This is a genomic window from Pelagicoccus sp. SDUM812005 (assembly GCF_031127875.1).
In the GTDB taxonomy this organism is placed as follows: Bacteria; Verrucomicrobiota; Verrucomicrobiia; order Opitutales; family Opitutaceae; genus Pelagicoccus.
The window spans coordinates 212,056-235,711 of record NZ_JARXIA010000004.1; the positions used below are offsets into that span (position 1 = coordinate 212,056).

General features: G+C 59.1%; 22 protein-coding genes. 15 read left to right on the top strand and 7 right to left on the bottom strand.

All coding sequences use genetic code 11. The features are described 5' to 3' along the window. Positions 1–15: 15 nt before the first annotated feature. Complete coding sequence (locus QEH57_RS07175) at positions 16–831, bottom strand: flagellin (RefSeq protein WP_309006021.1); 816 nt, start codon at positions 829–831, stop codon at positions 16–18. Positions 832–1,135: 304 nt separating this feature from the next. Here QEH57_RS07175 and QEH57_RS07180 point away from each other — a divergent pair, with 304 nt between their 5' ends. The 11 genes from QEH57_RS07180 (at position 1,136) to QEH57_RS07230 (ending at position 10,838) form a co-directional block, all read left to right on the top strand. Beyond that, positions 1,136–1,630 (top strand): MOSC domain-containing protein, encoded by a 495-nt coding sequence (locus QEH57_RS07180; protein WP_309006022.1) that lies wholly within the window; start codon positions 1,136–1,138, stop codon positions 1,628–1,630. Positions 1,631–1,633: 3 nt separating this feature from the next. After that, positions 1,634–2,242, top strand: coding sequence for a hypothetical protein (locus QEH57_RS07185; protein WP_309006023.1), 609 nt, complete (start codon positions 1,634–1,636; stop codon positions 2,240–2,242). Beyond that, a complete protein-coding gene (locus QEH57_RS07190; protein WP_309006024.1) occupies positions 2,239–4,026 on the top strand; it encodes a 6-hydroxymethylpterin diphosphokinase MptE-like protein in 1,788 nt (595 codons plus the stop codon). The genes QEH57_RS07185 and QEH57_RS07190 overlap by 4 nt, the downstream gene beginning before the upstream one ends. Before the next feature lie 14 nt (positions 4,027–4,040). Then, positions 4,041–4,637 carry a molybdenum cofactor guanylyltransferase gene (locus QEH57_RS07195; protein WP_309006025.1) on the top strand — a complete coding sequence of 199 codons (597 nt, stop codon included), beginning with the start codon at positions 4,041–4,043 and terminating at the stop codon, positions 4,635–4,637. A 208-nt stretch (positions 4,638–4,845) separates the two neighbouring features. Further along, a complete protein-coding gene (fliD, locus tag QEH57_RS07200) occupies positions 4,846–6,552 on the top strand; it encodes a flagellar filament capping protein FliD (protein ID WP_309006027.1) in 1,707 nt (568 codons plus the stop codon). A gap of 47 nt (positions 6,553–6,599) precedes the next feature. Next, a complete protein-coding gene (locus tag QEH57_RS07205) occupies positions 6,600–7,280 on the top strand; it encodes a hypothetical protein (protein WP_309006028.1) in 681 nt (226 codons plus the stop codon). A 110-nt stretch (positions 7,281–7,390) separates the two neighbouring features. Then, the gene (locus QEH57_RS07210; protein WP_309006029.1) at positions 7,391–7,681 is read left to right on the top strand and encodes a hypothetical protein; all 291 of its coding nucleotides are present in this window, start codon (positions 7,391–7,393) and stop codon (positions 7,679–7,681) included. Positions 7,682–7,751: 70 nt separating this feature from the next. Continuing rightward, positions 7,752–8,204: a flagellar export chaperone FliS gene (gene fliS, locus QEH57_RS07215; RefSeq protein ID WP_309006030.1), complete on the top strand. Its 453-nt coding sequence runs from the start codon at positions 7,752–7,754 to the stop codon at positions 8,202–8,204. 116 nt (positions 8,205–8,320) lie between these two features. Then, positions 8,321–8,701 (top strand): flagellar protein FliT, encoded by a 381-nt coding sequence (locus QEH57_RS07220; protein WP_309006031.1) that lies wholly within the window; start codon positions 8,321–8,323, stop codon positions 8,699–8,701. 23 nt (positions 8,702–8,724) lie between these two features. Further along, the gene (pseC, locus tag QEH57_RS07225) at positions 8,725–9,864 is read left to right on the top strand and encodes a UDP-4-amino-4,6-dideoxy-N-acetyl-beta-L-altrosamine transaminase (protein ID WP_309006032.1); all 1,140 of its coding nucleotides are present in this window, start codon (positions 8,725–8,727) and stop codon (positions 9,862–9,864) included. Continuing rightward, a complete protein-coding gene (locus QEH57_RS07230) occupies positions 9,861–10,838 on the top strand; it encodes a hypothetical protein (RefSeq protein ID WP_309006033.1) in 978 nt (325 codons plus the stop codon). Before pseC ends, QEH57_RS07230 begins: the two co-directional genes overlap by 4 nt. Here QEH57_RS07230 and pseI read toward each other — a convergent pair. Beyond that, positions 10,803–11,840, bottom strand: a complete 1,038-nt coding sequence (pseI, locus tag QEH57_RS07235; RefSeq protein ID WP_309006034.1) for a pseudaminic acid synthase — start codon at positions 11,838–11,840, stop codon at positions 10,803–10,805. The two genes, QEH57_RS07230 and pseI, sit on opposite strands and share 36 nt — an antisense overlap. A 5-nt stretch (positions 11,841–11,845) precedes the next feature. Then, positions 11,846–12,844, bottom strand: coding sequence for a UDP-N-acetylglucosamine 4,6-dehydratase (inverting) (gene pseB, locus QEH57_RS07240; protein ID WP_309006035.1), 999 nt, complete (start codon positions 12,842–12,844; stop codon positions 11,846–11,848). Between the two features lie 220 nt (positions 12,845–13,064). On the opposite strand from pseB, the gene QEH57_RS07245 reads away from it, so the two are divergent. From QEH57_RS07245 to QEH57_RS07255, 3 genes are all read left to right on the top strand, one after another. Further along, positions 13,065–14,660, top strand: a complete 1,596-nt coding sequence (locus QEH57_RS07245; RefSeq protein WP_309006036.1) for a sigma-54 dependent transcriptional regulator — start codon at positions 13,065–13,067, stop codon at positions 14,658–14,660. A 255-nt stretch (positions 14,661–14,915) separates the two neighbouring features. Then, positions 14,916–15,449 carry a chemotaxis protein CheX gene (locus QEH57_RS07250; protein WP_309006037.1) on the top strand — a complete coding sequence of 178 codons (534 nt, stop codon included), beginning with the start codon at positions 14,916–14,918 and terminating at the stop codon, positions 15,447–15,449. Positions 15,450–15,457: 8 nt separating this feature from the next. After that, on the top strand, positions 15,458–16,579 hold the full coding sequence (locus tag QEH57_RS07255) for a response regulator (protein WP_309006038.1): 1,122 nt from the start codon (positions 15,458–15,460) through the stop codon (positions 16,577–16,579). 164 nt (positions 16,580–16,743) lie between these two features. On the opposite strand, the gene QEH57_RS07260 is transcribed toward QEH57_RS07255, so the two are convergent. The 3 genes from QEH57_RS07260 to QEH57_RS07270 all read right to left on the bottom strand — a co-directional run bounded on the left by QEH57_RS07260 (position 16,744) and on the right by QEH57_RS07270 (position 20,729). After that, complete coding sequence (locus tag QEH57_RS07260) at positions 16,744–17,556, bottom strand: class I SAM-dependent methyltransferase (RefSeq protein WP_309006039.1); 813 nt, start codon at positions 17,554–17,556, stop codon at positions 16,744–16,746. A 94-nt stretch (positions 17,557–17,650) separates the two neighbouring features. Then, positions 17,651–19,318, bottom strand: coding sequence for a glutamine--tRNA ligase/YqeY domain fusion protein (locus QEH57_RS07265; protein WP_309006040.1), 1,668 nt, complete (start codon positions 19,316–19,318; stop codon positions 17,651–17,653). Positions 19,319–19,340: 22 nt separating this feature from the next. After that, entirely contained in the window at positions 19,341–20,729 is a 1,389-nt protein-coding gene (locus tag QEH57_RS07270) for a glutamate--tRNA ligase family protein (protein ID WP_309006041.1), read from the bottom strand. Positions 20,730–21,012: 283 nt separating this feature from the next. Here QEH57_RS07270 and QEH57_RS07275 point away from each other — a divergent pair, with 283 nt between their 5' ends. Continuing rightward, positions 21,013–22,422 (top strand): tetratricopeptide repeat protein, encoded by a 1,410-nt coding sequence (locus QEH57_RS07275; RefSeq protein ID WP_309006042.1) that lies wholly within the window; start codon positions 21,013–21,015, stop codon positions 22,420–22,422. Positions 22,423–22,589: 167 nt separating this feature from the next. Here QEH57_RS07275 and QEH57_RS07280 read toward each other — a convergent pair whose 3' ends face one another. After that, entirely contained in the window at positions 22,590–23,645 is a 1,056-nt protein-coding gene (locus QEH57_RS07280) for a metallophosphoesterase (RefSeq protein WP_309006043.1), read from the bottom strand. Between the last annotated feature and the right edge of the window lie 11 nt (positions 23,646–23,656).

Below are 23,656 nucleotides of genomic sequence, written 5' to 3' on the forward strand. Positions count from 1 at the left end.
TGTCGTAGTAGTAACTTAACCTAAAAGTTTGAGCGCGACCTGGGTGGAGGAGTTAGCTTGCTGCAGCATACTGGAACCGGCTTGGACCAGAACGTTGTACTTGGCTAGCTGGGTGGACTCCTCGGCGACGTCGACGTCGATGATACGGCTGTTCGCGGCCTCGAGGTTCGCCTTGTTGACGGTGAGCATGTCTGAGGCGAAGGAGAGGCGGTTCGATGCCGCTCCGTTTTTCGCTCGGAGCGTCGCTACGCTCTCGATGGCCGTCTTGATGGTATCGAGGTCCAAGCTCGAGTGTCCGAGGCTGACTCCGCCGTCCAAGAGATTGGTCGTGACGGTGGCCTCGAGGTCGGGCTGTTCGACGGATACCGATCCACTTCCGGATTCGGTGGTCGCTACGGAGAGCGAGTCGCCGCCTGTCTTGAAGAGGCTGACTCCGTTGAAGGTTTCGTCCGCAAGGGCGGAGAGCTGCTTCTGGAGTTGCTCGAATTCCGTATTGTAGTTGCCCTTGTCGGCCGCGTTTTTCGTGACGTCTTCAGACAGGACCTTGAGTTCGGACATGCGGTCTAGCACCTTGGATACGGTGGCTAGGGCGCCGTCTTGGGTCTGCAAGAAGGACTGGGCGTTTTGGATATTTGTATTAACTGCAGCCGTACGTTTGATGGTAGCGGTGAGCTTCATGGATACAGCGAGTCCGCCGGCGTCGTCGGAGGGCTGCGTGATTGCAGAACCGCTCGACAAACGGTTGAGGGAACGCTGGAGCATCGCATTGCTGGATGCTAGATTGTTAGACGCAGCTATCGCTGAGCTATTGGTGTTTATTACTACTGACATTTTAACTTCCTTGTTAAGGTTACGACTTGCGACATCCTTGTCGCGTTGCGGGGTTAAGGTGTCCGCTGCACCTGTAACTTGCGTTACGCCTTATAGTATCGGGAGCTCACGCGGGAGCTTTAGGAAAATCTCTATCTTTTTGAAGAAAGGCGCTCAGGGGCTTGCGGAGTTTACTCATCGCCCCCTTGGGCGCTAGCGCGAGGCGAGGAGCGGGGCGTATGGTTCGTTGAATACCTCTCTTCTCTATTGCGCTGCTCGCGAGCGGGCTCTTAGGTCTATCGCTCGGGAGTTCCTGTTTTTAGCGATGAGCGAATCGATTACCATCCACCAAATCTTTATTTCGAGCGGGCATGACTTTAAGGGCCGGTTCAACAAGGGCCGCCTGAACAACGGGGTGCAGCCGGTGGAGTCGGTGGAATGCGTGGCCGGGCGCGGGCTGGTGGGCGACCGGTACTTCGATTTCAAGGAAGACTACAAGGGGCAGGTCAGCTTCATCGCGGAGGAGGCGATCGAGGCCTTGGAAGCGGAGCTCGGGCTGAAGGTCGAGGACCGCAGCGATTTTCGGCGAAACGTGGTGGTGAGCGGAACGGATCTGAATGCGCTGGTAGGGCAGGACTTTCGGATCGGGGAGGTGGTCTTGCGTGGGGTGGAGCAGTGCAAGCCCTGTTTTTGGATGAACGAGGCGATCGGCCCGGGCGCGCACGAGGCCTTGGAAGGGCGTGGCGGCTTGCGTTGCCGGATACTGGAGAGTGGCGTGTTGCGAGCGGGGCCGGCTCAGATCGAAGCGGTGGTTGATTGAGCTATGGGGCAAGTTTTTATCAACGGTGAGCTTGTGGAGTTCGAGGGGGATGCCCCGCGGACCTGCCAGGAGGCTTGTTCTCTTATAGAAGGTTTTCTGTCCGGCCAAGGGCTCGCGATCGGCGAGGTCGAGCTGGACGGCGCGTCGCTCAGCTTGGAAGAGGCTGCCGGCAAGGGCGAGTACGAGCGCTTGTCGTTTACCTCGATCAGTCCCCAGCTTCAGCTGTTGGAGATGTGCCGGAGATGGAAGGACGAGACGGCAAGCTTAGTGGAGGCCATGGATGAGCTTTCCGGAGCGGTGCTGCGTAGCGGTTGGTCGGAGAGCCAGCAGCAGGTGGTTGATTTTCTAGAGAAGCTTCGCCCGGTCGTGGAAGGGGTGGGCGTGCTGCAGCAGTTCGGTTCCGACTCCGGCTCGGATTGGACGGCGGAAGTGAACGGCGTTTTCCAGGGCGGGCTAGGAGCGATCGACGAAATCGTGAGTGCGGTGGAGGCTCGCGACTGCGTATTGCTTTCCGATCGATTGGCGGAGGCTTTGAGCGGTCGATGGAGCGAGGTCGCGCGATGCTTGGAGGGCGTGGTCATTCCCTCCCTAGAGAAGGAGTTTTCATCATGAGCGAAGGAGTACGTTTGTTTTGCGAAAAGTTTCCGACGCTGGCGGGACGCGTGAAGGCGATTCCTAGCAGTGAGGCGCCCTTGGCGGATTGGAAGTCGCGGGCTTCCGACCCGGAGCGCCTGTTGTCGCGTTGGCTGAAGGGGAAGCGTTTCCCCTACGATTCGGCGATCGCGGTGGGAGGAGTCGGGGACGGCTCGCACATCGAGGCCTTGCTGGGGATTTTGCCAGCGGAATCGTTGGTCTTTTGCGCGGAAGCGGACGCGAGCCGGTTCAAGGCGTTTTTGGGAACGCCGCGGGCGGTCTCCCTGCTGAACGACTCGCGGGTCGTGTTTGGCGTCGGCAAGCTCGACGATGCCTTCTTCAATTCCATGGCGATGGATGGGATCGTGAGCTTCACGAATGCGGAGCCATTGGTGTTCGCTCCCTTGTTCAACGAGAACGAAGCCTACTATGGGCAATTCTTTCTGGAGTTCGCTCGCCAGTTGGAGCTTTGGAGGAAGCTTTTCGGGACGAACCTGACCAAGTCGGGCTTGTGGCAAGGGAACTCGTTTCGCAATTTCCAGGCCTTGATCCATGCTCCGGACCCGATCGAGCTGGGGGATACCTTCAAGGGCTTGCCGATGATCATGGCCGGGGCGGGGCCTTCGCTGGACGAGTCCCTCGACTTCTTGCGCTGGGCTCAGGATCGAGCGGTGATCGTGGCCGGCAATTCGTCGATCCGGGCTTTGGTGAATGGCGGCGTGAGGCCTCACTTCGTCCTGGCGGCGGACCCGTATCCGACCACGGATAGTGGATTCGAAGGGGTGGAGCTGGGAGAGACGATTTTGCTGTGCCCCTTCATGGTGTATCCTGCCGTCGTGGAGCGCTTTGGAGGTCGGATTTGCGCGTGGGCCTACAATAACACGGTGGCGACCTATTTTCGGCGAGTGCTTGGGCGAGACCGGATTGCCCATGTAACGGAGCAGGGGACGATTTCCGCCTGCGCTTTCGACATCGCGATGATTTTGGGCTGTTCCCAGCTGTACTTCGTGGGCCAGGACTTGGCGGCGAGAGTGGACGGAAGGTTGCACGCCAGCGATTCCTTTTACACCGACGAAAGCGCGGGAGACCGAGTCGCTTTGGACAAGTGCCGTTGGTTGCCCGGGAACACGATCGAGAAGGTCCCGGTGGAGGAGAAGCTTTTCGTCTACCTGAAAACCTTCGAGCAGCTGGCTCGGATTTACGGAGTCGAGTTGCAGATCAAGGGACGCGAGCGCTTGAAGCTCTTCAATCTCTCTCGGCTGGGAGCTCGCATCGAGAATATGCCTTACCTCGATTTCGAAGCGGCTCAGCAAAAGATCGCTCCGCTCGGCACGGGGGGCGTTGCCAAAGGGTGGGCCGCGACCCAATCGACCCTGGCGAACTATCACGTGGGGTGGGGCAAGGTCGGCAAGGCCTTGCGGGAATTTCGCGCCTACGTGGAGAAGATTTGCTCGCACGCCCTGAAGCATGCCTTGGCCTTGGAGCAGGGCAGTTTGGCCTTGGAGGCTGCGGAGGCGGAGAAGGCGAAGTCGGAAGCGCTGATCGCCTCGGACAGGGATTTCTCGGAAATCCTGAACGATGGGCAATTGAAGATGGAGCTCTACGTGCAGGCGAGGTCGCTCGCCAAAAAATCCCGTCGCAGGGATCCGAATTCGGAGGAGGCGCGTCTGGACGCGGCCCGCGAGTTTTTCTGGGCGGTAGCGGAAGGCAGCTATCAGGTCTTGGCAGCGATGGATGCGGCCCGAGAGGGGCAGAAAGTCTAGCGGGGACGGCGGCTATGAAACGTCAGGTTCTAGGAGTCGTGCTCTGCGGCGGCAAGAGCAGCCGGATGGGGGCGGACAAGGCCTTGGTCGAGGTGAGGCCTGGAGTGAGCCAGCTGGAGCGGCAGCTCGCTTTGCTCGAGACCTTTTGCCTGAAGCGGGCTGTGAGCGTGGGGCCGCAGGGAGGCCCGCAGCGTAGCGTACCGCTCGGGGTGGCTGAGATTTACGACGTCGAAGGGGTGCGGGGGCCGATGGCGGGGCTGATCGCTGCCCTGAAGGAGGCGGATGGCTGGCCCGTACTGGCGATCGCCTGCGACATGCCCTATTTGGAGGTGAGCCAACTGTTGATGCTCTTGAGCCGGCGGGTTCCGGCCCTGCAGGCCACGGCCTTTCTCGCGGCGGACGGGATGCCGGACCCGATGTGCGCGGTTTACGAGCCGGCGGCTTTGGCGGAGCTCGAGCGCTTGGCGGCCGAGGGGAAGGGGAGTTTGCGAAGGTTTTTGCAGGGACCGCAGGTGGAGCGTCTCGCGGTCGAGGATCCTCTCTTTTTGGCCAGCGTGAACGATCCGGCGGATTTGCAGGCGGCCCGGCGTCGCTTGGGTTTCGAGGCGTGATCCTGCTTCTTTCTCTGCAAAGAGGGCTCGAGTCGGGAAAAATCCTGTAAAAATCAGGCTGATTTCCTCCTGTAACTTCTTTTTTGATAGAGGATTGCCGCGGGATGGTGGAGAAAACTTCCTAGGAATCGCTTTTTTTCTAAAGGTATTCCGCAAGCGACCGATAACTCAAAATAGGCGGCGTCTCGATGCCGCGTTTAAACCGAAGATGGAAAATTTCAATGTAGCAGGCTTGGCCAGTGGCTTCGACTGGAATTCGATGGTAGACCAATTGATGGCTATCGAGCGGATTCCACAACAGCGTCTGACTGCAGAGAAAGGGGAGAACGAGGACAAGGTCGACGCTCTCAAGACGCTCAAGACGAAGCTGGACAAGCTGAAGACCAGCACCACTTCGCTGAAGAGCTCCACCTTGTTCAACAGCAAGTCGGCTGCATCGTCCGACGAGACCTTGAACATTACCGCGACCGCCAGCACCAATGCGTCCAAGGGCAACTTCGAGATTGCCGTGACCCAGCTCGCGACCGCTACGCGCCGCATCGGCACCGCGGACGTGGTTACGCAGATGGGGGATGAAAATTCCCTGCTTTCGGCGCTGCGCACCTCCACCGACATCACGGAAGGAACCTTTTCGGTAAACGGCCAGGAAATCACCATCGCCGAGACCGACACGCTGCAGGACGTCTTCGACGCGATTTCGATCGCGACGGCGGGAGTTGTCACCGGCAGCTACGACAGCGTAACGGATACGATTTCCCTGGATAGCGCCTCGGGCCAGCTAGAGCTCGGCGGCGAAGAGGACACCAGCAACTTTCTGTCCGCCATGAAGCTGTATCAGCTGGAAGTGGTGGACGGCGGCGGCGGCTCGGCAACGGTATCGAGCCGCAGCGCCCTAGGAGTCGTCGACATCGACGACACCATTGCCAACAGCGGGATCGGCGGACCGATCACCGGCTCGGGCACTTTTCATATCAATGGCGTGGCCATCGCGTTCGATGCGGACAGCGAGAGCATTTCTACGATTCTCGCTCGGGTGAACGAGTCGGAGGCTGGAGTGACGATGTCGTTCGACTCTGCGGCGGACCAGTTTCGGATCATCAACAACGAGACCGGAGCTTACGCTATGAACGTGGCGGACAGCGGAAGCGGATTCCTGGCGGCCCTCGGGCTGACCGGATCGGCGGACGTCGGCAAGGATTTGGAGTTTTCGATGGACGGGGGCGCGACTAAGAAAAGCCGCAGCAACTCCATCACCGCGGAGGCCCACGGCTTGACCGGCGTGACGATCAAGGCTTCCGAAATCGGCACGCAGACGATTACGATCGATAGCGATACCGAAGAACTGAAGAAGCAGGTCAATTCGTTCATCTCCGCCTTCAACGATGTACAGGACTACATCCAGGAGAAGACGAAGATCACGGTGGACGGGGACGAGGTGGAAGCCGCGATCCTCGCCGGCAACCGGGAGCTCAGCTCCCTCGATTCCAAGCTCCGTACCTTCGCCTTCGCGCAGGTGGACGAGCTCGCGAGCGGGACCTTGTTCCGACTCGAGCACATGGGGATCGATTTCATATCAGGTACATCGAAATTGGAGATCAAGGATTCCTCGAAATTGGACGAGGCCTTGGAAAACGATCTCGATACGCTCGAGCAATTTTTTGTGGGAGCGGAAAACAGTTTTACAGGACGTCTCGACTCGTTTCTCGAGAATTTCCTGAAGTCGGACGGGGTCATGGATACGATCCAGTCATCTTATACCGAGCGGAACTCCGATATTGACGAGCAGATCAAGGAGATGGAGAGACGCTTGGAATTCAGAAGAGAAACTCTCGAAAGTAGTTTCATTGCCATGGAAGCGGCACAGTCTAAAACACAGAACCAAGCGACAGCGCTGGCGGGATTAAGCCTCCCCTAGCGAGAATCGGTTCGAATCATAGATTATGAAAGCGCGCTCCCACAGGCATGAACTTTTCGGCTAAAGCACTTATCCAGCTCTTTGCGGCTGCAGGCTGCATCTTGGCTCTCGCTCTCAGCGGGTGCAAGACGGCGAACGCCCTCAACAGCCGCTTCGATACGACGGTGGGCAAGAAGCACAAGCTGACCAACGTGCACGAAGTCGAGAAAGCCCTGCCCGCCCACCTGCGCCGGGTAGCCCTGCTCCCCGTGTACAAGGGACGCTACGACCACATCGACATGACGGTCATCGAGCAAAACTTCGTCCAGGAGCTAGGGAAGCTGAACCTTTTCGAGCTGGTGGCGGTCGAACCGGAGAAGATGGACGAGCTCTTCGGAGTGGAGCGTTTCTCCTCGGTCGAGGTGCTGCCGACGAAGCTGCTTTCCAAGCTGCACGAGATCTACGCCATCGACGGCGTGATGCTGGTGGACATCACTTACTACAATGCCTACCAGCCGGTCGCCATGGGGGTGAGGGCCAAGTTGCTCGACGGCCACAGCGGGGAACTGGTCTGGGCGGCGGACGAAACCTTTGACGGAGCCAACCCCGCCGTCTCCAATGCAGCCCGCAAGTATTTCCAAACCCAATCCACTACCGAATATCCGCTGCAGCGCACTCAGACCGTGCTGCACAGCACCGCCCGCTTCTCCAAGTACGTGGCGTACGCGCTATTCGACACCATCCAGTGAGTCCTTTAACTTTTCTTTAAATAATTTTTAAAGTTCTTCGGGAGAGAGCCGTTTATTAACTTAACAAAAGATTAACAAACGTCCGAAGAGACCGCAAACAACTGAATACCATGAACATAAATCCACAAAACAACGCCAGCAACATCTACGCTCAGAATCTCGGCAAGACCGCCCAGAACGCTCAGGCCAAGCCCGCGGCCGAGTCCGAGTCCGGCAATGCAGCGGCAGCGGCTGGCGACAAGCTTCAGCTCAACGCTCTCGATTCGCTCCGCTCGCAACCGGAAGTGCGTCCGGAGGTCGTCGCCAAAGGCAAGGAGTTGCTCAACGACCCGAATTTCCCGTCCAAGGAAATGATGCAGGATATTGCTAAACTGATCGTGCCTTTCGCCGATGATGAATAGGTAGCTAACTGGGTGCCACACGTAGGTTGGTCCCCGTACTGAAGTTATTATCTATTCATTAACCGACTAAATGAAATCGAACGCAGCGTCTTACAAGCGAGCGGCAATTTTGTCCGCAAGTCCCGAACGTCTGATCCTTATGCTCTTCGACGGCGCCTTGTCCGCCATGAATCGAGCAAAAGAGGGATTCGCCATGGAAAACGTTCGCGACCGCAACGAGACGATCAGCAACAACCTGATCAAGGCGCAGAAGATCTTCGCCGAGCTGCAGCGTTCCCTTCGCATGGACAAGGGAGGAGATTTTGGCGACCGCATGTTCGAGCTCTACGAGTTCTACAACATGAAGCTCAACGAGGCTAACTTTAAGAAGAAGCAAGAGCCGATCGATACCGTGATCCGCCTCTTCAAGGAAGTTCGGGACGCCTGGGCGGAGATGCTCACCAAGCAAGCTAGCAAGCACCACACGGCGGCTCCCGCCAATCTCGCCGCAGGAATTGGCGGCGGATTGTCGCTGCGAGCCTAGTATCCAAATTTCACATCTTTTCGTAGATCAAGCCCAGCTGCCGAAAGGAGCTGGGCTTTTCTTTGCCCGAATTTTCGCTTTGCTTGCGAGCGAGAGTGGATACAGATTCGGCGAGTATGCCCGAACGACTTTCCCGCCGCATGGTATTGCTTGCCGCCTACGAGGATTTCACTCGTCGCGAGAGCGTTAGCTTGCGCGACGAAAATTTCGAGTTGCTAGCCAAGCTGCAAGGCAAGAAGGCGAAGGTGATCGAGCAGTTGCGCGGCCTCGAAGATTCGCCGTCGCCAAGCGAGGCGGAGGACTTCAAAACGCGGGTGGCGGCCTTGCTCGAGCAGGAGGAGGCGAACAGCCGCTTGCTGCAGCAGAAGATGAGCGCGAATCGGGAGGCGTACCGCAAGCTTTCCCAAAACGCGATCTCGGCGAACAAGCTGCGCCGCGCCTATGCGGAACCCTCGGACCGCGCACCCATGCCGCGGAACCTCAAGGGGCGCGCTTAGTTTGGTAATCACTATTTAGATACGTGGAAATAGATCCTTATCCAAGCGTGATCCCCTATGGGCGTCAGTGGATTGACGAGTCGGACATCGCAGCGGTCGTGGAGACGCTCCGTTCCGACTTCGTGGCCCAAGGTCCTAAGGTCGCCGCCTTCGAGGCGGCCTTGCGCGAAGTGACGGGAGCCGGCTACGCGGTAGCGGTTTCCAGCGGCACCGCCGCGCTGCACTTGAGTTGCCTCGCCCTGGGGCTGGGGCCAGGGGATTGCGGGATCGTGCCTGCTATTACCTTTGCTGCCACCGCGAATTGCCTGCGCTACGTCGGGGCGGAGGTTGCGTTTTGCGACGTCGATCCGCGCAGCGGCCTTGCGTCGCCGGAGCGCTTTTCGGAGGTCTTGCGCCGCCGACCGGAAGCCAAGGTCCTCTTGCCGGTGTCCTACTCGGGTTCGGTGCCGGACCTAGCGTCCCTTTCCAAGCTGGCCAAGGAGGCTGGCGCCTTCGTCATCGAGGATGCGGCCCACAGCATCGGGGCCAGTTACGGGGAGGGAACGCCGAGCGGAGCTTGCGAGCACTCGGATGCGGCGATTCTGAGCTTTCACCCGGTCAAGCACGTGTGCGCGGGCGAGGGCGGGGCGGTCTTGACGAATGACGCGTCGCTGGCCCGCCGCGTGCGGACCTTGCGCTCGCATGGGATAGAGCCGAGAGAGGACTGGAGCTACGACCAGGGGGAGCTCGGCTACCACTATCGCATGACCGACCTGCAGGCTGCTTTGGGGTTGAGCCAGCTTTCGCGTTTGCCCGAGTTTATCGCTCGCCGCCGGGAGTTGGCGAAGCGGTATCAGAACGCCTTTTGCGAAGAGCCCTTTGTCTCGCGTATTCAGATCGCGACTGAAGACGAGCAGTCCTCCCGCCATCTTTTTGTGATCCATTTTAGGAACGAGCAGGAACGCAGGGCTGCCTACGCGTTTTTTCACCGTCACAACGTGAGGGTACAGGTTCACTATATGCCAGTGTATCGGCATTCCTACTACGAGGGAAGCGAGTCTCGCTTGTGCTCTGGGGCGGAAGCATTTTACGCGACCTGCTTGAGCCTTCCCTTGTATCCGTTGCTTAAGGACGAGGAGCAGGAATACGTGATCCAGTGCTTGAGAGCCTTTCTTGAGTCATGAGCCGGCGAATCGTTTTCAAGTGTGCCTTTGGGGGAAAGGACGGTTGGGGGCATGCGGTCCGTTGTTCCGCTTTGGCGAGCGTCTTTCGGCAGCGCGGCTGGGAGACACTTTTATGGACCGAGGGGGAGCTGTCGCAATTGCCGAAGGATGTGGCCGCTTCTTTCAGCATTGCGGAGCGGGACGGGAATTTGCTCGCGGACGTGTTGCTGGTGGACGAAATGTACACGGAGCAGGCTCGACTGGAATCTGTAGTTGACCAGTGGAGACAGCGGAATCCGCGAGGAGTCGTCGGGGGAATCGACGATATGCAGCGTCGCAGTATGGCGGGGTTCGACCTGGTTTTGAATACGGAGATCGGGTTGCGAGAAGCTGCGTACGAAGCGGGCGTTTCCTTGCTTGGGGAGCGATTCGCGTTGCTGAGAGCTGGATTTCGCTCGCCCGCGGAGCTGGGGGATCTGAGTGGTTTTGTGGGGTTGGTGCCGGCGCTGGTAATGGTGGGCGGCACGGATGCCTTTGGCTTTTTGCCGCGTGTTCTCGATGCGCTCGCTGCCATTGAGACGGTTCCGTTTGCCCCGGTTGTGATTGGTCCGGGAGAGGTGGATTTAGGGGCCTTCGCGGCTGGACGCGCCTATGCGGGGATTAGCTCGGAGGAAGTGGCGGCTTGGATGCGGTTCTGCCGTTTGGGCGTGATCGGTTGCGGGACTAGCCTGTACGAGGCGGCGGCCATGGAGCTGCCCTTCGTGGGCGTGAGCGTTGTCGACAACCAGACGGCGACTGCTCGCAAGGTTGCGGCGCATTGGCGGATGCCGGTGCTCCATTTGGAAGGCGGGACGGACGGGCCTTTGGACTTGGGCGATCCAGTGGCGGATTTGCTGGGCCGCAAGCGCGAATCGTATTCGGAAGTGGATACGGAGGGCGCGAGGCGAGTGGCGGATGCTCTAGAGGTCTTGCTCGCTGAGCGGCGTTCCGGCTGAGAGGGAGCGTTTGGCTTTTTGGCCCAAGAGCTTTTCCCAGTGTTTGGGAGCGAGCCCGAGGGAAGGGCGGACGATACGGAGGTTTTGTTCGCTGAGGGTATCGCCTGCTTCGATGTCTTGGCTGGCGTAGATGGAGCGGCGGAAGTGGGTTTGTTTTTTATCCTGTTCGCTGGAGCCGATCGTTGCCGAGCCGAGAGCGGCGTGGGCGCGTTGGGATTGGCTTACGAGTTCGGCCAGTTCGGGCGGCTCGAGGGAAAATCCGGCGTCGATGCCGCCTGCGTCGCGGGAGTCGGTCACGTGTTTTTCGATGAGCCTGGCTCCGAGCGCGACGGAGGCGATCGCGATTTCGTTGGTGAGGGTGTGGTCGGAAAGCCCGGTTAGGCAGCCGAAGCGCTCGCCGATGCTTTGCATGGAGCGGAGGTTGAATCCGGCGGGCTCGCTGGGGTAGGCGGAGACGCATTTGAGCAGGACGATCTCCGCGGCTCCGTTTTCGCGCAAGGTGGCGACGGCTTCTTCGATCTCCGCTTCGTTTGCCATGCCGGTGCTGAGCACGACGGGTTTGCCGGTTTGGGCGGTTCGCTTGAGCAGAGGGATATGGGTGAGCTCGAAGGACGAGATCTTGTAGAGTTTCGGGCGGATGGCGCTCTCGAGAAAGTCGACCGCCGCTTCGTCGAAGGGGGTGCTGAAAATTTCGATGCCGAGGCTGCGGGCGTAGTCGGCGAGGGGGGCGTGCCAAGGGTAGGGAGTGCAAGCCTCCCCGTAGAGTTCGTAGAGGCGTCGGCCGTGCCAGAGTCCGCCTTGGACCACGAATTCCTCGCGGTCGCTGTCGAGGGTGATGCTGTCGGGCGTGTAGGTCTGGAGCTTGACGGCGTCGGCGCCGGCTTGGGCCGCCGCGGCGATGATGCGTTTGGCGGTTTCGATGTTTTGCCCGTGGTTGCCGGAGAGTTCGGCGACGATGAGCGGCGGGCTACTTGAATCGAGGATTCGATCGATCAGCGGCATGGGAGCTAGTCGAGCGTTTGCTGCTGGAAGCGGTTTACCAGGTCCTTGATCTGTTCGATGCTGAGCTGGTCGGGGTTGGTCTCGCTCGAGTAGCTGAAGCCAGGGGGGCACTGCTTACCGAGGTGAACCTTGTCGCCGCTGTAGGCCCAGTAGGGTTGGGAGGGATGGATGATGAAGCGGTCCTCCTGTTCGGTGGTTTGGCTGGCCTCGTCTTCCGGGACCATGGCTTCGTGCAGCTTTTCGCCGGGGCGGAGGCCGATGACCTTGATTTGGGCTTCGGGGGCGACCGCCTTGGCCAAGTCGCCGAGCGAGCAGCTAGGGATTTTAGGGATGAAGATTTCGCCGCCTGTCATGTCCTGCAAGGAGCGGAGGGCGAAGTTGACCCCGGCGCCGACGGTGATGACGAAGCGGGTCATCTCCGGTTTCGTGAGGGTAAGGGTGCCGGTTTCCTTTTGCTTGAGGAAGAGCGGGATGACCGAGCCACGGCTGCCGATCACGTTGCCGTAGCGGACCACCGAGAAGCGGGTCCCTTTCTTGCCGGAGTAGTTGTTGGCGGAAATGAAGACCTTGTCCGAGCAAAGCTTGGTCGCTCCGTAGAGGTTGATGGGGTTGACGGCCTTGTCGGTGGAAAGGGCGATGACCTTCTTGACGCCGGTCGCGATGGCGGCGTCTACGACGTTCATGGCGCCGTTGATGTTGGTCTTGATGAACTCGTGCGGATTGTATTCGGCGGCGGGGACCTGTTTGAGGGCGGCGGCGTGGATGACGTAGTCCACGTCGGTCATGGCGCGGGCGAGTCGCTCCTTGTCGCGAACGTCCCCGATGAAGTAGCGGATGTTCTTGCCGGAGAAGGCGGGATTGGTCGCCATGTCGTACTGCTTCAGCTCGTCGCGCGAGAGAACGATGACTTTCGCGGGGGTGCCGTATTTCAGCAGTTCGTGGCAGCAGCGTCTTCCGAAGGAGCCTGTGCCGCCGGTTATAAGGATGGTTTTGCCTTCGAGCATGCGAGAGAAGTGAGAATCAGAGGAGGGAAGTGTGGAAGGAATATTGGGCTTTTCCCTTATGTTGCAGGGAGCGAGAGGTCTCTTTGAATTTCGTTTTACAATTTATGCTTTCGTATTTGTTTCAATCCTCTTCTAAATAGCTACCTTATTAAGTCATCAGGGCCAAGAGGCTATAGAGCCGCCCTAAGCAATCCCAACCAACTTCGCTCGTAACACTTATATGTCTTTGGAAAGAATACTCATCCTCGATGATGAGCTCGTGATTCGCAAAGCCTTAGAGGAACAGCTCCGCCGCAAGCGGTTTTCTGTATGTAGTGTTGGGACCTTGGGTGAGGCGGACGAGCACCTTTCGAAGGACGAGTACGACCTGCTTTTCGTGGATGTGCACCTGCCGGACGGAAACGGAACGGAGCTTCTGGAGCGGGTTTCGAGCATGTCGAATCCGCCTTTGGTGGTGATTATCACCGGCTACGGCACGGTGGAGTCTGCGGTGAAGTGCATGCAGTCGGGCGCCTTCGACTACATCATCAAGCCGTTTTCCTCCTCCCAGATCGACGTGCTCATCAAGAAGGCCCGCGACTATCGCCAGTTGGTGAAGGTCAACCAGTTCCTGGCGAGCGAGTCCACGGTGAGCGGCGAGCTGATCGGCAAGAGCGGCTTCGTAAACCAGCTCAAGGACGTGATCCGCAAGGTGGCTCCCACGGAGGCGACGGTCCTCATTTGCGGCGAGAACGGTACCGGCAAGGAGCTGGTGGCCAACGAGCTCTACCGCTGCAGCGCCCGCAAGAGCGCCCCTTTTATCCGGGTGAATTGCGCGGCGATTTCCGAGTCGCTGATCGAGAGCGAGTTTTTCGGCCACGAGAAGGGGGCTTATACGGGAGCGACCCAGCGTCGCGAAGGCCGTTTCGAATTGGCGGATGGAGGAACGATCTTGCTGGATGAAATCAGCGAAATTTCCCCTAAGGTTCAAGCCAAGCTGCTGCGCGTCTTGCAGGAGCGCGAGTTCGAGCGGGTAGGAGGCAACAAGACGATCAAGGTGGACGTGCGGGTGATCGCGACGACCAACCGCAACCTTGCCCAGAGCGTCGAGCGCGGCCAGTTCCGGCAGGACCTTTACTATCGCTTGAACGTGTTCCCGATCCAGGTGCCGCCGCTGCGCGATCGCGAGGGCGACGTGGTGTTGCTGGCGAAGACGTTCTCCCAGAATTTCGGCCGCAAGCACGGCAAGCAGATCAAGGGCTTCTCCGAGGACGCGATCGTGGCCCTCGAGCGGCATTCCTGGCCGGGCAACGTGCGCGAACTGCAAAATACCATCGAGCGGGCCGTCATCCTGGCGGAGTCGGGACAGCCGATCGCCCAAGCCCATCTCGGCTTGTTCGCGATGCCGACCAACGTTTCGGCGCCGCCGGTCGCTCATGCCCACGCCTACGGGCATGCGGAAGCCGCTTCTCCGGGCTACGGCGCGGGCTATCCAGCGCCTCCGCCCCCGCCGCCGCCGCACGGCAATGGCGGCTACTACGACGCCCCGCCTCCCGCATACCCGCAAGCTCCCGCGGCGCCGTCGATGCCGGAGCCTGCCGCGATGCCTAGTCCGGTCGCCCCTCCCGTGCGGGAAGAGCCGCCCGCCAAGGCGCCAGCGGAGCCCGCGACCCCGCTTCCGCTCGAGGAGATCGAGAAGAAGCATATCCTTTCCACCTTGGAGAGCACCGAAGGGAACCGCACTCAGGCTGCCAAGTTGCTGGGGATCAGCATCAGGACCCTGAGGAACAAGATTTCAGCTTACCGCGAAGACGGTGAGTTCATCCCCGGCGAATAAATCGCTAAAAACAGGGGGAGCTTTCCTCAAGGGTGTCTGGGGAGAGCTGCGAGTATCCGTTGGCTGGACTTCGGTTTTCCGCTCTGAAGCGCCTGTCTACGAGGGTGATTAGCGGGGTTGGTCGCAAAGTAGCGTCCATTCGGGGAGATCTATGGGGTCAATTACCGTCATTTTGGCGAAATGGGACTCAAATTGTTTCTAAACCTTTCGGGGCCGAGAACGATATATAGTCAGGACCACATACACCCAATTCTCATGCAACAGACATTCCCCATTTCAGACGAAGAGCTAGAAGCCCTAGCCAAGAACTCGATCGACAGCGTCTTCAGCACCATGCTCGATCGGACGGCGGTCATCGATAAGGTCATCAAAGTTGACGAGGACAACCACTCCGAAGGCCTGCAGCTTCCGATGGATGCGAACACTCCCATGATCGCAGGAACGGTCGGCTTTTTGGGGAACCTGACTGGCATTATCTACATTTTTATGGAGCTTCCTCTCGCGATGGAAGCGACTTGCAAGCTCCTCGACATGGAGGAGAGCGATATCGGCGTCGAAGACCACGAGTTGGTGAACGACGCGATCGGCGAGCTAACCAACATGATCGTCGGCACCTTCAAGAACGACCTGAGCAACAAGGGTTACGAGTGCCGCATGACGATCCCATCCATTCTACGAGGTTCGAACTTTTCGATCGAGCCCGCGGAAGTTGCCTTAAGGCGCATCTTTAAATTCGATTGCGACGGCCGTTCCTTCGTCATCGACGTCCTTATGAAAGAAGAAAACTGATCCCCACAATGCGACTAAAAGTTCTAACAGTAGACGACTCCAAGACCGTCCGAATCATCGTCAAAAAGTCCTTCAAGGGCTTCGACTGTGAAATCACAGAAGCGCAGAATGGCGTCGAAGGCCTCGCTATGGCGGCGAAGGTCAACCCAGACATCATTCTCCTCGACATCACCATGCCTGTCATGGATGGCGTCGAAATGCTGACCAAGCTCAAGTCTGACCCAGCTTTAAAATCGATCCCCGTTATCATGCTCACAGCGGAAGCGGGTCGCGAAAACGTGATGAAGATCGCCAAGATCGGCGTGCGCGACTATATCGTGAAGCCTTTCAAGGAAGACGTGCTCGTCGACAAGGTGAGCCGTGTGGTGGACCTGCGTCCTGCCGGCGAAGCCGCTCCCATCCAGAAGAAGATCGACGATCCGATCGACATTCTCGTGGTAGACGACAAGCCAGCGATCATCAGCCAGATCACCGAAGGCTTCAGCCACACTCCATGGAACGTCAAGGGCGTTTCATCCACGGGCGAAGCGATCGACTTTTGCCAAAAGAAGCTTCCGGACTGTATCATCATCAGCCTTTCCTTGCCTGAGGACGCGGCGATTACGCTATTCCGTATCATCCGCTCCAACGCCAAGACCAAGTACGTTCCGCTCTTTGGCCTCTCGGTCAAGACGGCAGTGGAAGAGCAGGCTCGAGCCCAACAAGCGGGCTTCAGCACCATCATTCACAAGCCGATCGACTTCGAGGAACTCGAGTCCAAGATTGGCAAGGCCGTGAACCTCGACGCCTCCGGAAAGTATTTCCAGATGGGCGAAGGCTACATGACCGTGAAGCTCCCCAAGAGCTGCAACGCGGCAGTGGTCAACGAGGTGAGCACCTACCTCAAGAGCAAGACTAGCGAAGCGGTGAACGCGGGCATCTCCCGTATCATCTTCGACGCTCAAAACGTGGCCTCGCTCAACATGGACGTGATCAAGCTCCTTCTTCACTCGATGAAGACTTGCCGCGATCTCAGCCTCAAGTACGCCCTTACCGGTAACGACGTGGTGATCGAAGAAAGCAAGAAGTTCGAAGAGTCGAAGGACTGGAAGTTCTGCGATTCCCTCGAGACAGCCAAGGCGTCCATCTAGGAATAAAATCAGTTTTCAAAGCTAGGGGGACCTAGTTTTCTTTCACTCGAAACCCGCGATCGAAAGTTTGCGGGTTTCTTGTATTCAAAAAACGGGCGCTTATCGAAAGAGCTCCTAAGAACTTCCGGTATCCATTTCGTTTATACGATACGGGGCGGCGCTCCTCAGCTTTTGCGCACGAGGAAGAGGATGCTTTCGAAGTCGGGTCCGGCTCGGCCGTCTTCGGCGGAGTAGAGGAGGGTGCCGCCGCTTTTGCGGATCGCCTTTTCGATGGAGCGCCGCGGGATGGGGTTCATTTGCATGACAGGTTTCCCGGCGATCTTCTTGAGGAAGTAGCGCAGCTTGTGGTTTAGGATCTTTCGCGGGACCCATCGCATGAAGCGGAAGCTTGCTCGGTAGATTAGCTTGGGGAGCGATGGATTGTCCCAGTTGAGCGGTTTGTCTGCCCAGAACTTTTGTTTCGTCGATTCTTTCAAGCCGGTGGCTTTGCTTATCGCTTGGAAGACGATTACGCCGCCCGGTCGGGCGACTCGAAGGAACTCGCGGATATAGTTCTTCGCGACCTTTTGCGGGATATGCTGCAGGACGATGAGGCTCAGCACGAAGTCGAAAGCGTTGTCTTCGAAGCCCTGCAGGTCGTTCCTCTCGGAGCGCGTGAGCTGGAGGTTCGACGGTTTCCTGCTGCTTTGCGTCGCTTGCTCGATCATCTCCTTCGAGATATCGATACCGGTGACTTTCTCGAAGTGCTGGCATAGGGCGAAAGACAAGCGGCCCAGTCCGCATCCGAAATCGAGGGCCTCCCCGGTTTTCAGATCGCCGGCTTGGGAGTTAACGAGCTTGAGGATGTCGTTAACTTCATGCTCGCCGGAGGCGTAGAATTTGCGCTCGTCCCACTCCGCTCCGGTTAGAACGGCTTCCATGGCGTTTTGCTGCGCCATGGAATTCCAGGAGGATGAGACGTTTCTCAGACCGTTCATGCGAGGGGTAACTCGGGATCTCGAGGCCGCTTGCAAGGCGCGAGGACGCGTCTCTCAAGCGGCTCGCGGCGCGAGCGCCGGCCCTGAGGCCAGCTTACTTTCCTTGCTTCTTGCCCCAGCTGTCGCGCAGGCCGACGGATTGGTTGAAGACGAGCTTCGCTTCGCTGCTGTCCGTATCCAGAATGTAGTAGCCCTTGCGTTCGAACTGGATGGGTTCGCCGAGCTGGGCCATGGCGAGCTCGGGCTCTCCGTAGCAGGTGAGCGTCGATTCCGAATTCGGATTGAGGTTGTCGAGAAAGGTTTGTCCCTCTTCGACTTCGTCGGGATCGGGCTTGGTGAAGAGCTGCTCGTAGTGGCGGGCCTCGATTTGCACGTTTTCCGTGGCGCTGACCCAGTGGATCGTGCCCTTGACCTTGCGGCCGTCAGGGGTGGAACCGCCGCGGGATTCTGGATCGAAGGTTGCGCGAAGCTCGGTGATGTTGCCGTCGGCATCCTTGATGACGTCGGTACAGGTGATGTAGCAAGCGTAGCGCAGGCGCACTTCGCGGCCGGGGCCGAGGCGGAAGAACTTGCGCGGCGGGTCTTCCATGAAGTCGTCGCGCTCGATATAGATTTCCTTGGTGAGCGGCACCTTGCGGGTGCCGCGGGCTTCGTCGGCCGGATGGTTGGGGCCTTCGTAGTACTCGGTTTCCTCGGGGAAGTTTTCGATAACGACCTTGAGCGGATCGAGCACGGCCATGCGGCGGATGGCCTTGTCTTCGAGGTCTTGACGGAGGCAGTATTCAAGAAGCGCATACTCGTTGACGCGTTCGCGTTTGGCGACGCCGGCGCGTTCGCAGAATTCCTTGATCGCTTCGGGCGTGTAGCCGCGGCGGCGCAATCCAGCTACGGTCGGCATGCGAGGGTCGTCCCAACCGCGCACGTGGTTTTCGTTCACGAGCTGGAGGAGCTTTCGCTTGCTGGTGACGATGTATTCAACGTTCAAGCGCGCGAACTCGATTTGGCGAGGCGTGTGCGGGACGGGCAGGTTCTCGAGGAACCAGTTATAGAGGGGGCGATGGTATTCGAACTCGAGCGAGCAGAGCGAGTGGGTGATGCCTTCGATGGCGTCGCTTTGGCCATGGGTGAAGTCGTAGGACGGATAGATCTTCCACTTGTCGCCGGTGCGGTGGTGGTGGGCTTTGAGGATGCGGTAGAGGACCGGATCGCGCATGTTCATGTTGGGATGCGCCATGTCGATCTTGGCCCGCAGCACTTTCTGGCCCTCTTCGAATTCGCCGGCGGCCATTTTCTTGAAGAGCTCGAGGTTCTCTTCGGGGGAACGGTCGCGGTAGGGGGAGTTCTTGCCGGGCTCGGTGAGCGAGCCACGGTATTCGCGCATCTGCTCGGGAGTCAGGTCGTCGACGTAGGCTTTACCTTCTTGGATGAGCAGGCAGGCCCATTCGAAAAGTTGGTCGAAGTAGTCGGAAGCGAAGAAGAGGTTGTCGCCCCAGTCGGCGCCTAGCCACTTGAGGTCTTCCTTGATGGCCTCGACGTACTTGCTCTCTTCCTTGGCAGGATTGGTATCGTCGAAGCGCAGGTGGAAGCGGCCCTTGTAGTCTTGGGCGATGCCGTAGGAAACCCCGATCGCGAAGGCGTGACCGATGTGCAGGTAGCCGTTGGGCTCGGGCGGGAAGCGGGTTACGATTTGGCTATGCTTGCCGGCGGCAAGTTCCTCGTCGATGAAATCGCGGATGAAGTTCGATGGCTTTTCGTCGGACATTTTATATGTGAGGCTGAGGCGTTTAGGCTGAAGGCGAAAGGGACGCTTGCAGCTTCTTGAGGCGGGCGACGACGGTGTCGCGGCCGAGGGTTTCGAGCATGGGCAGGAGGTCGGGGCCGCCGCCAACTCCGCTGACCGCGAAACGCAGGAGAGGGAAGTAGGCGAAGATCTTGAGCTCCTTGGAATCGGCCAGCTCCTGGATGCCGCGCTCGAGGGTGACGGCGTCGAAGGCGTCGAGGCTTTCCAGCGCGGGTATGACTTCTTGGATACGGTCGGCCGCGTCCGCTCGCTTGAGCAGCTTCTTTTCCACCTTTTCGTCGACGGCGTAGGTGTCGGAGAAGAAGTAGGCAGAGAAGGCGGGCAGGTCTTCGAAGCTGTTGATCTTTTGCTGGCAGAGCTCGAGGACTTGCTTGAGGTAGGCTTGGTCGGTGCTGTCGTCTACCAGTCCGGCTTTGCTGAGGGCGCTGACGGCGGGTGGCAGGTAGCGTTCGATGGGGAGGCGCTTCATGTGCTCGAAGTTGATGTGGGACATCTTCTTCTCGTCGAAGCGGGCTCCGGCCTTCTGCAGGTCCTTGATGTCGAAGCGCTCGATGAGCTCGTCGATGGTGAGGACTTCTTGGTCGTCCTTAGGCGACCAGCCGAGCAGGGCGATAAAGTTGACCACGGCTTCCGGGAGGAAGTCGCGTTGCTGGTATTCTTCGATGAGGGCGCCGCGGTCGCGCTTGGACATCTTGCCTTTGCCCTGGGAGGGATCCTTGAGGATCATCGGCATGTGGGCGTAGACGGGCGGCTTCACGCCGAAGGCGTTGAAGAGTTCCACGTGCTTGGAGGTATTGGGCAGGTGGTCCTCGCCGCGCAGGACGTGGGTGATGCCCATGGCGATGTCGTCCACGACATTGACGAAGTGGAAGGACGGGTCGCCGTTGGAGCGTACGATCACGAAGTCGCGCTCTTCGCGGCGGGTGACGTTGCCGCGGATGACGTCCTCGATGACGACGGGCTGGGTGCGGACCTTTTCGACTTCCGCCTTATGGTAGTCGTCGTACTCGGTGTAGCGTTCGCCTTCTAACTTGAAGAAGATGGCGCCGTCCTTCTCGTAGGCGCGGCCGGCGTCGAGGAGCTTTTGCAGGTACTCTTTATAGATGTCGCCGCGCTGGCTTTGGAAGTAGGGGCCGACCTCGCCGCCGATTTCGGGGCCTTCGTCCCAGTTGATGCCGAGCCATTTCAGGCCGTTGAGGAGTTCTTCGAGGGCGGCGTCGGTGTTGCGTTCCTTGTCGGTGTCCTCGATGCGGAGCACGAGCTTGCCGCCGGTCTTGCGCGCGTACAGCCAGTTGAAGAGGGCCGTGCGAGCGGTGCCGATATGGGTGGACCCAGTTGGGCTGGGAGCGAATCTTACGCGTACCTGTGACATAAAGCGCGGTACAGTTATGTGAAAGGTCCTGCGAATCAAGCTTGGGCTTGCTTGGCTTCTTCCAGGGAAATCGAGGGAGAGGAGCGGGGCCCTAGGAAACGTCCAGTAGCGCTGCCTGCCCGCAGGGCTTAGGCCTTCCGTTTCAGCGCTCAAGCGGAGGGTAGGACTACTCACCGACCCCTGAAGAGGAGGCTCTGATTGCCTTAGAAAATGCGACTTTTCGGCCAATCCGCCGAAATGGGGCCGGTTCCGGAGCCGATAGAAGGGGCATACCTTATTCCTCATGCTCGCAGACCTCTCCGTCTCGCTGGGCCGTATGCATACTTATTTTATCAATATGAAAAACGTCGTCAGCAAAGTAAGCTCCTTTCTCGCAGTCGTGTCGGTAGCGACCCTGCAATCGTCATTCGCGGACGTGGATGGCAAGATCACGGAAAACAACCTTGAAACCGGCGCCTTCACGGTAGCGTTCGATACCGGATCCAAAGTTGAAGTCGGCGAGCAGATCGTCGCTCTCAACGAAGTGGACGGAAAGAAGGTTGAAATTGGGACCGGTGAAGTGACCGCCGTTGCGGACGGTTCGCTCACCGCAATTTTCGATTCGAAGGACGTGGCGGTCGGCATGGCGGCGCTGGTGAAGCAATTCGCGCCGGAGCACGAGGCCGATCACCTGTCGGCGATCCCCGAGGACGAATTCGCGGTCGTGGACGCCGTGGCGGACACGGAGCTCGACGCTCCTGCGGCTGCCAAGGCCTGCCGCGAAGCGATTGCCGAATATCCCGACGAGTCCCGCTTTTACGCTCAGCTCGGCCGTGCCCTCGAGGTGGATGGCAAGCCTGCGAGCGCCATTTTGCAGTACGAGAAGGCGATTGCCCTCCGTCCGGACTATCCAGTGGCTCTGCACAATCTCGCCAAGCTCCGCTTCTACGGACCGGAAGAGCTCCGCGACTTCGACGTGGCTCGCAAGCATTTCAACAAGGCGGCCGAGCTCGGCTTCGCCGCTTCTCTCCCCGTGATCGGCACCATGATGCGTGACGCCATGGGTGGCGACCGCGACTTCGCGGCAGCGGTCAACTGGTTTTCGGTTGCGGCCGAGCAGGGGAACGCCTTTTCCCAGAACGCTCTGGCCGAGTGCTACGAGAACGGCTGGGGGATCGACCAGGACATCAGCAAGGCGCTGCTCTGGTACCGCAGCTCGGCCGAGCTCGGTTACGTGCCCGCCTACCGCAACCTAGGCCGCGTTTTCCAGAAGGGAATCGGCGTCACCGCTAACGACCGCAAGGCTTTCGACTGGTACTCGCGTGCCGCTGAAAAGGAAGACATCGAATCTCAGTACCGCGTCGGGCAAGCCTTCCTTTCCGGCAAGGGCGTGGTGCACAGCCAGGAGTATGGCATCGAATGGCTCACCAAGGCTGCCGATGCGGGCCATGCTCAAGCGATGCGAGCGATCGCCGCTCACTACTATTCGCGGGGCGATTCCAAGAATGGCGAACTCGACCTCGCCGCAGCTTGGTACAAGAAGGCAGCCTCCAAGGGGGACGCCGTGGCCCAGTACAACCTCGGTGCCATGTTCGAGAAGGGCGAAGGCATCAGCCGCGACAAGGATTCAGCGATCGACTGGTACCGCCAAGCGGCTCGCCAAGGTCACAGCGAATCCCAGAAGCGCCTGGTTAAGCTCAAGGCGGACTGGTAGGCCTAACACACTTTCGGCGAGCTGGTACCTCGCCGCTTAGAGATACAGGATCTCTATCTAAACAACAGGGGAGTCGGTTTGTGGGAACCGGCTCCCTTTGTTTTTGCTTGTTTCGATAGGGTGCGCCCTGCGGCTTCCTAAGCGGGAGGTCGCAATCCGCCGGCCGTTTAAGGCTGCTGGTAGTCGAGTTTGAAGCGGTGGCTTTCTCGGGCGGGATTTCGATCGGTGGAGAACACGAGCTCCTCTTTGCCAGTTTCGAAGGTGAAGACGTCGATCGTTCCTGCGTTCGGGTTGAATCGATACAAGCGGATCGGCCCCGAGGAGGTATAATCGGAAAGCAGCTCGTGCACCGTATTCCCCGCATCCCCCTTTGTTTCCTGCCTGAGCGCTTCGGTCCGGCTTTGGTCTCCCGAGAAGATGGCCACTAGGTTGGGGTGCTTGCGAAAGCATTTTTCCCACATCTGCTGCGGAGAGTTGCCGCGTTCGCCATGTCGCTTGCTCCAGCGCATGCGCCCTTTCGGATCGGTGATGTAGCCATCGTTGCTCTGAGGTCGCTCCGCTGGCCCGAGGCCCATGTGTGTAGTGACGAGAGCGACTCGATCGCGGTTGTCCCGCAGTATCGCATTGGCCCAATCAAGCACCTCGTCCGGTGCGTTGCACTCCAGGTGGAGAAACACGAACTGGCTTTCGCCCATGGAGAAGTATTGGACGCTGTTGGCATTGTTTCCCGAGACTTCTTGCTTGAGGCCTTCCGCTTGGAAGTGCCCGCCGTACCACGAAAAGGATTCGAAACGGGCAGCCGGGAAGTAGCTCTGGAACAGGCTGGAGTTCCCCTCGCTCGTCATGTCGTGGTTGCCCACGCTGATGCCGTAGGGGACGAGGCCGTGAATTCGATCCATGGCTCGCCGCGCAACTTCCCACTGGCGGCGCTCGTTGCGGTCTACAATGTCGCCCACGTGGCTGACGAAGACGATATTCTGCTTTTCCTGGTTTTCTACGACCCACTGGGTGTGGGCGTCGAATACGGCATTGGAGACCGGGGCGTCGCTTTCGGGCGTACGCTTGGTGCCAATGCCGGTATAGCCTTGGGTGTCGGGCAGGACCACGACGGTGTAGGTGCCCGGCGGGGCGGGATCAAGAGCGTCGCCGCCCCTCAATTGCCCCGCTGCAAAGAGCAGGGCAAAGAGGGCAGCGGACGCTCGCGTAAGTGTGGAACGAAGCATCTGCTTTGATT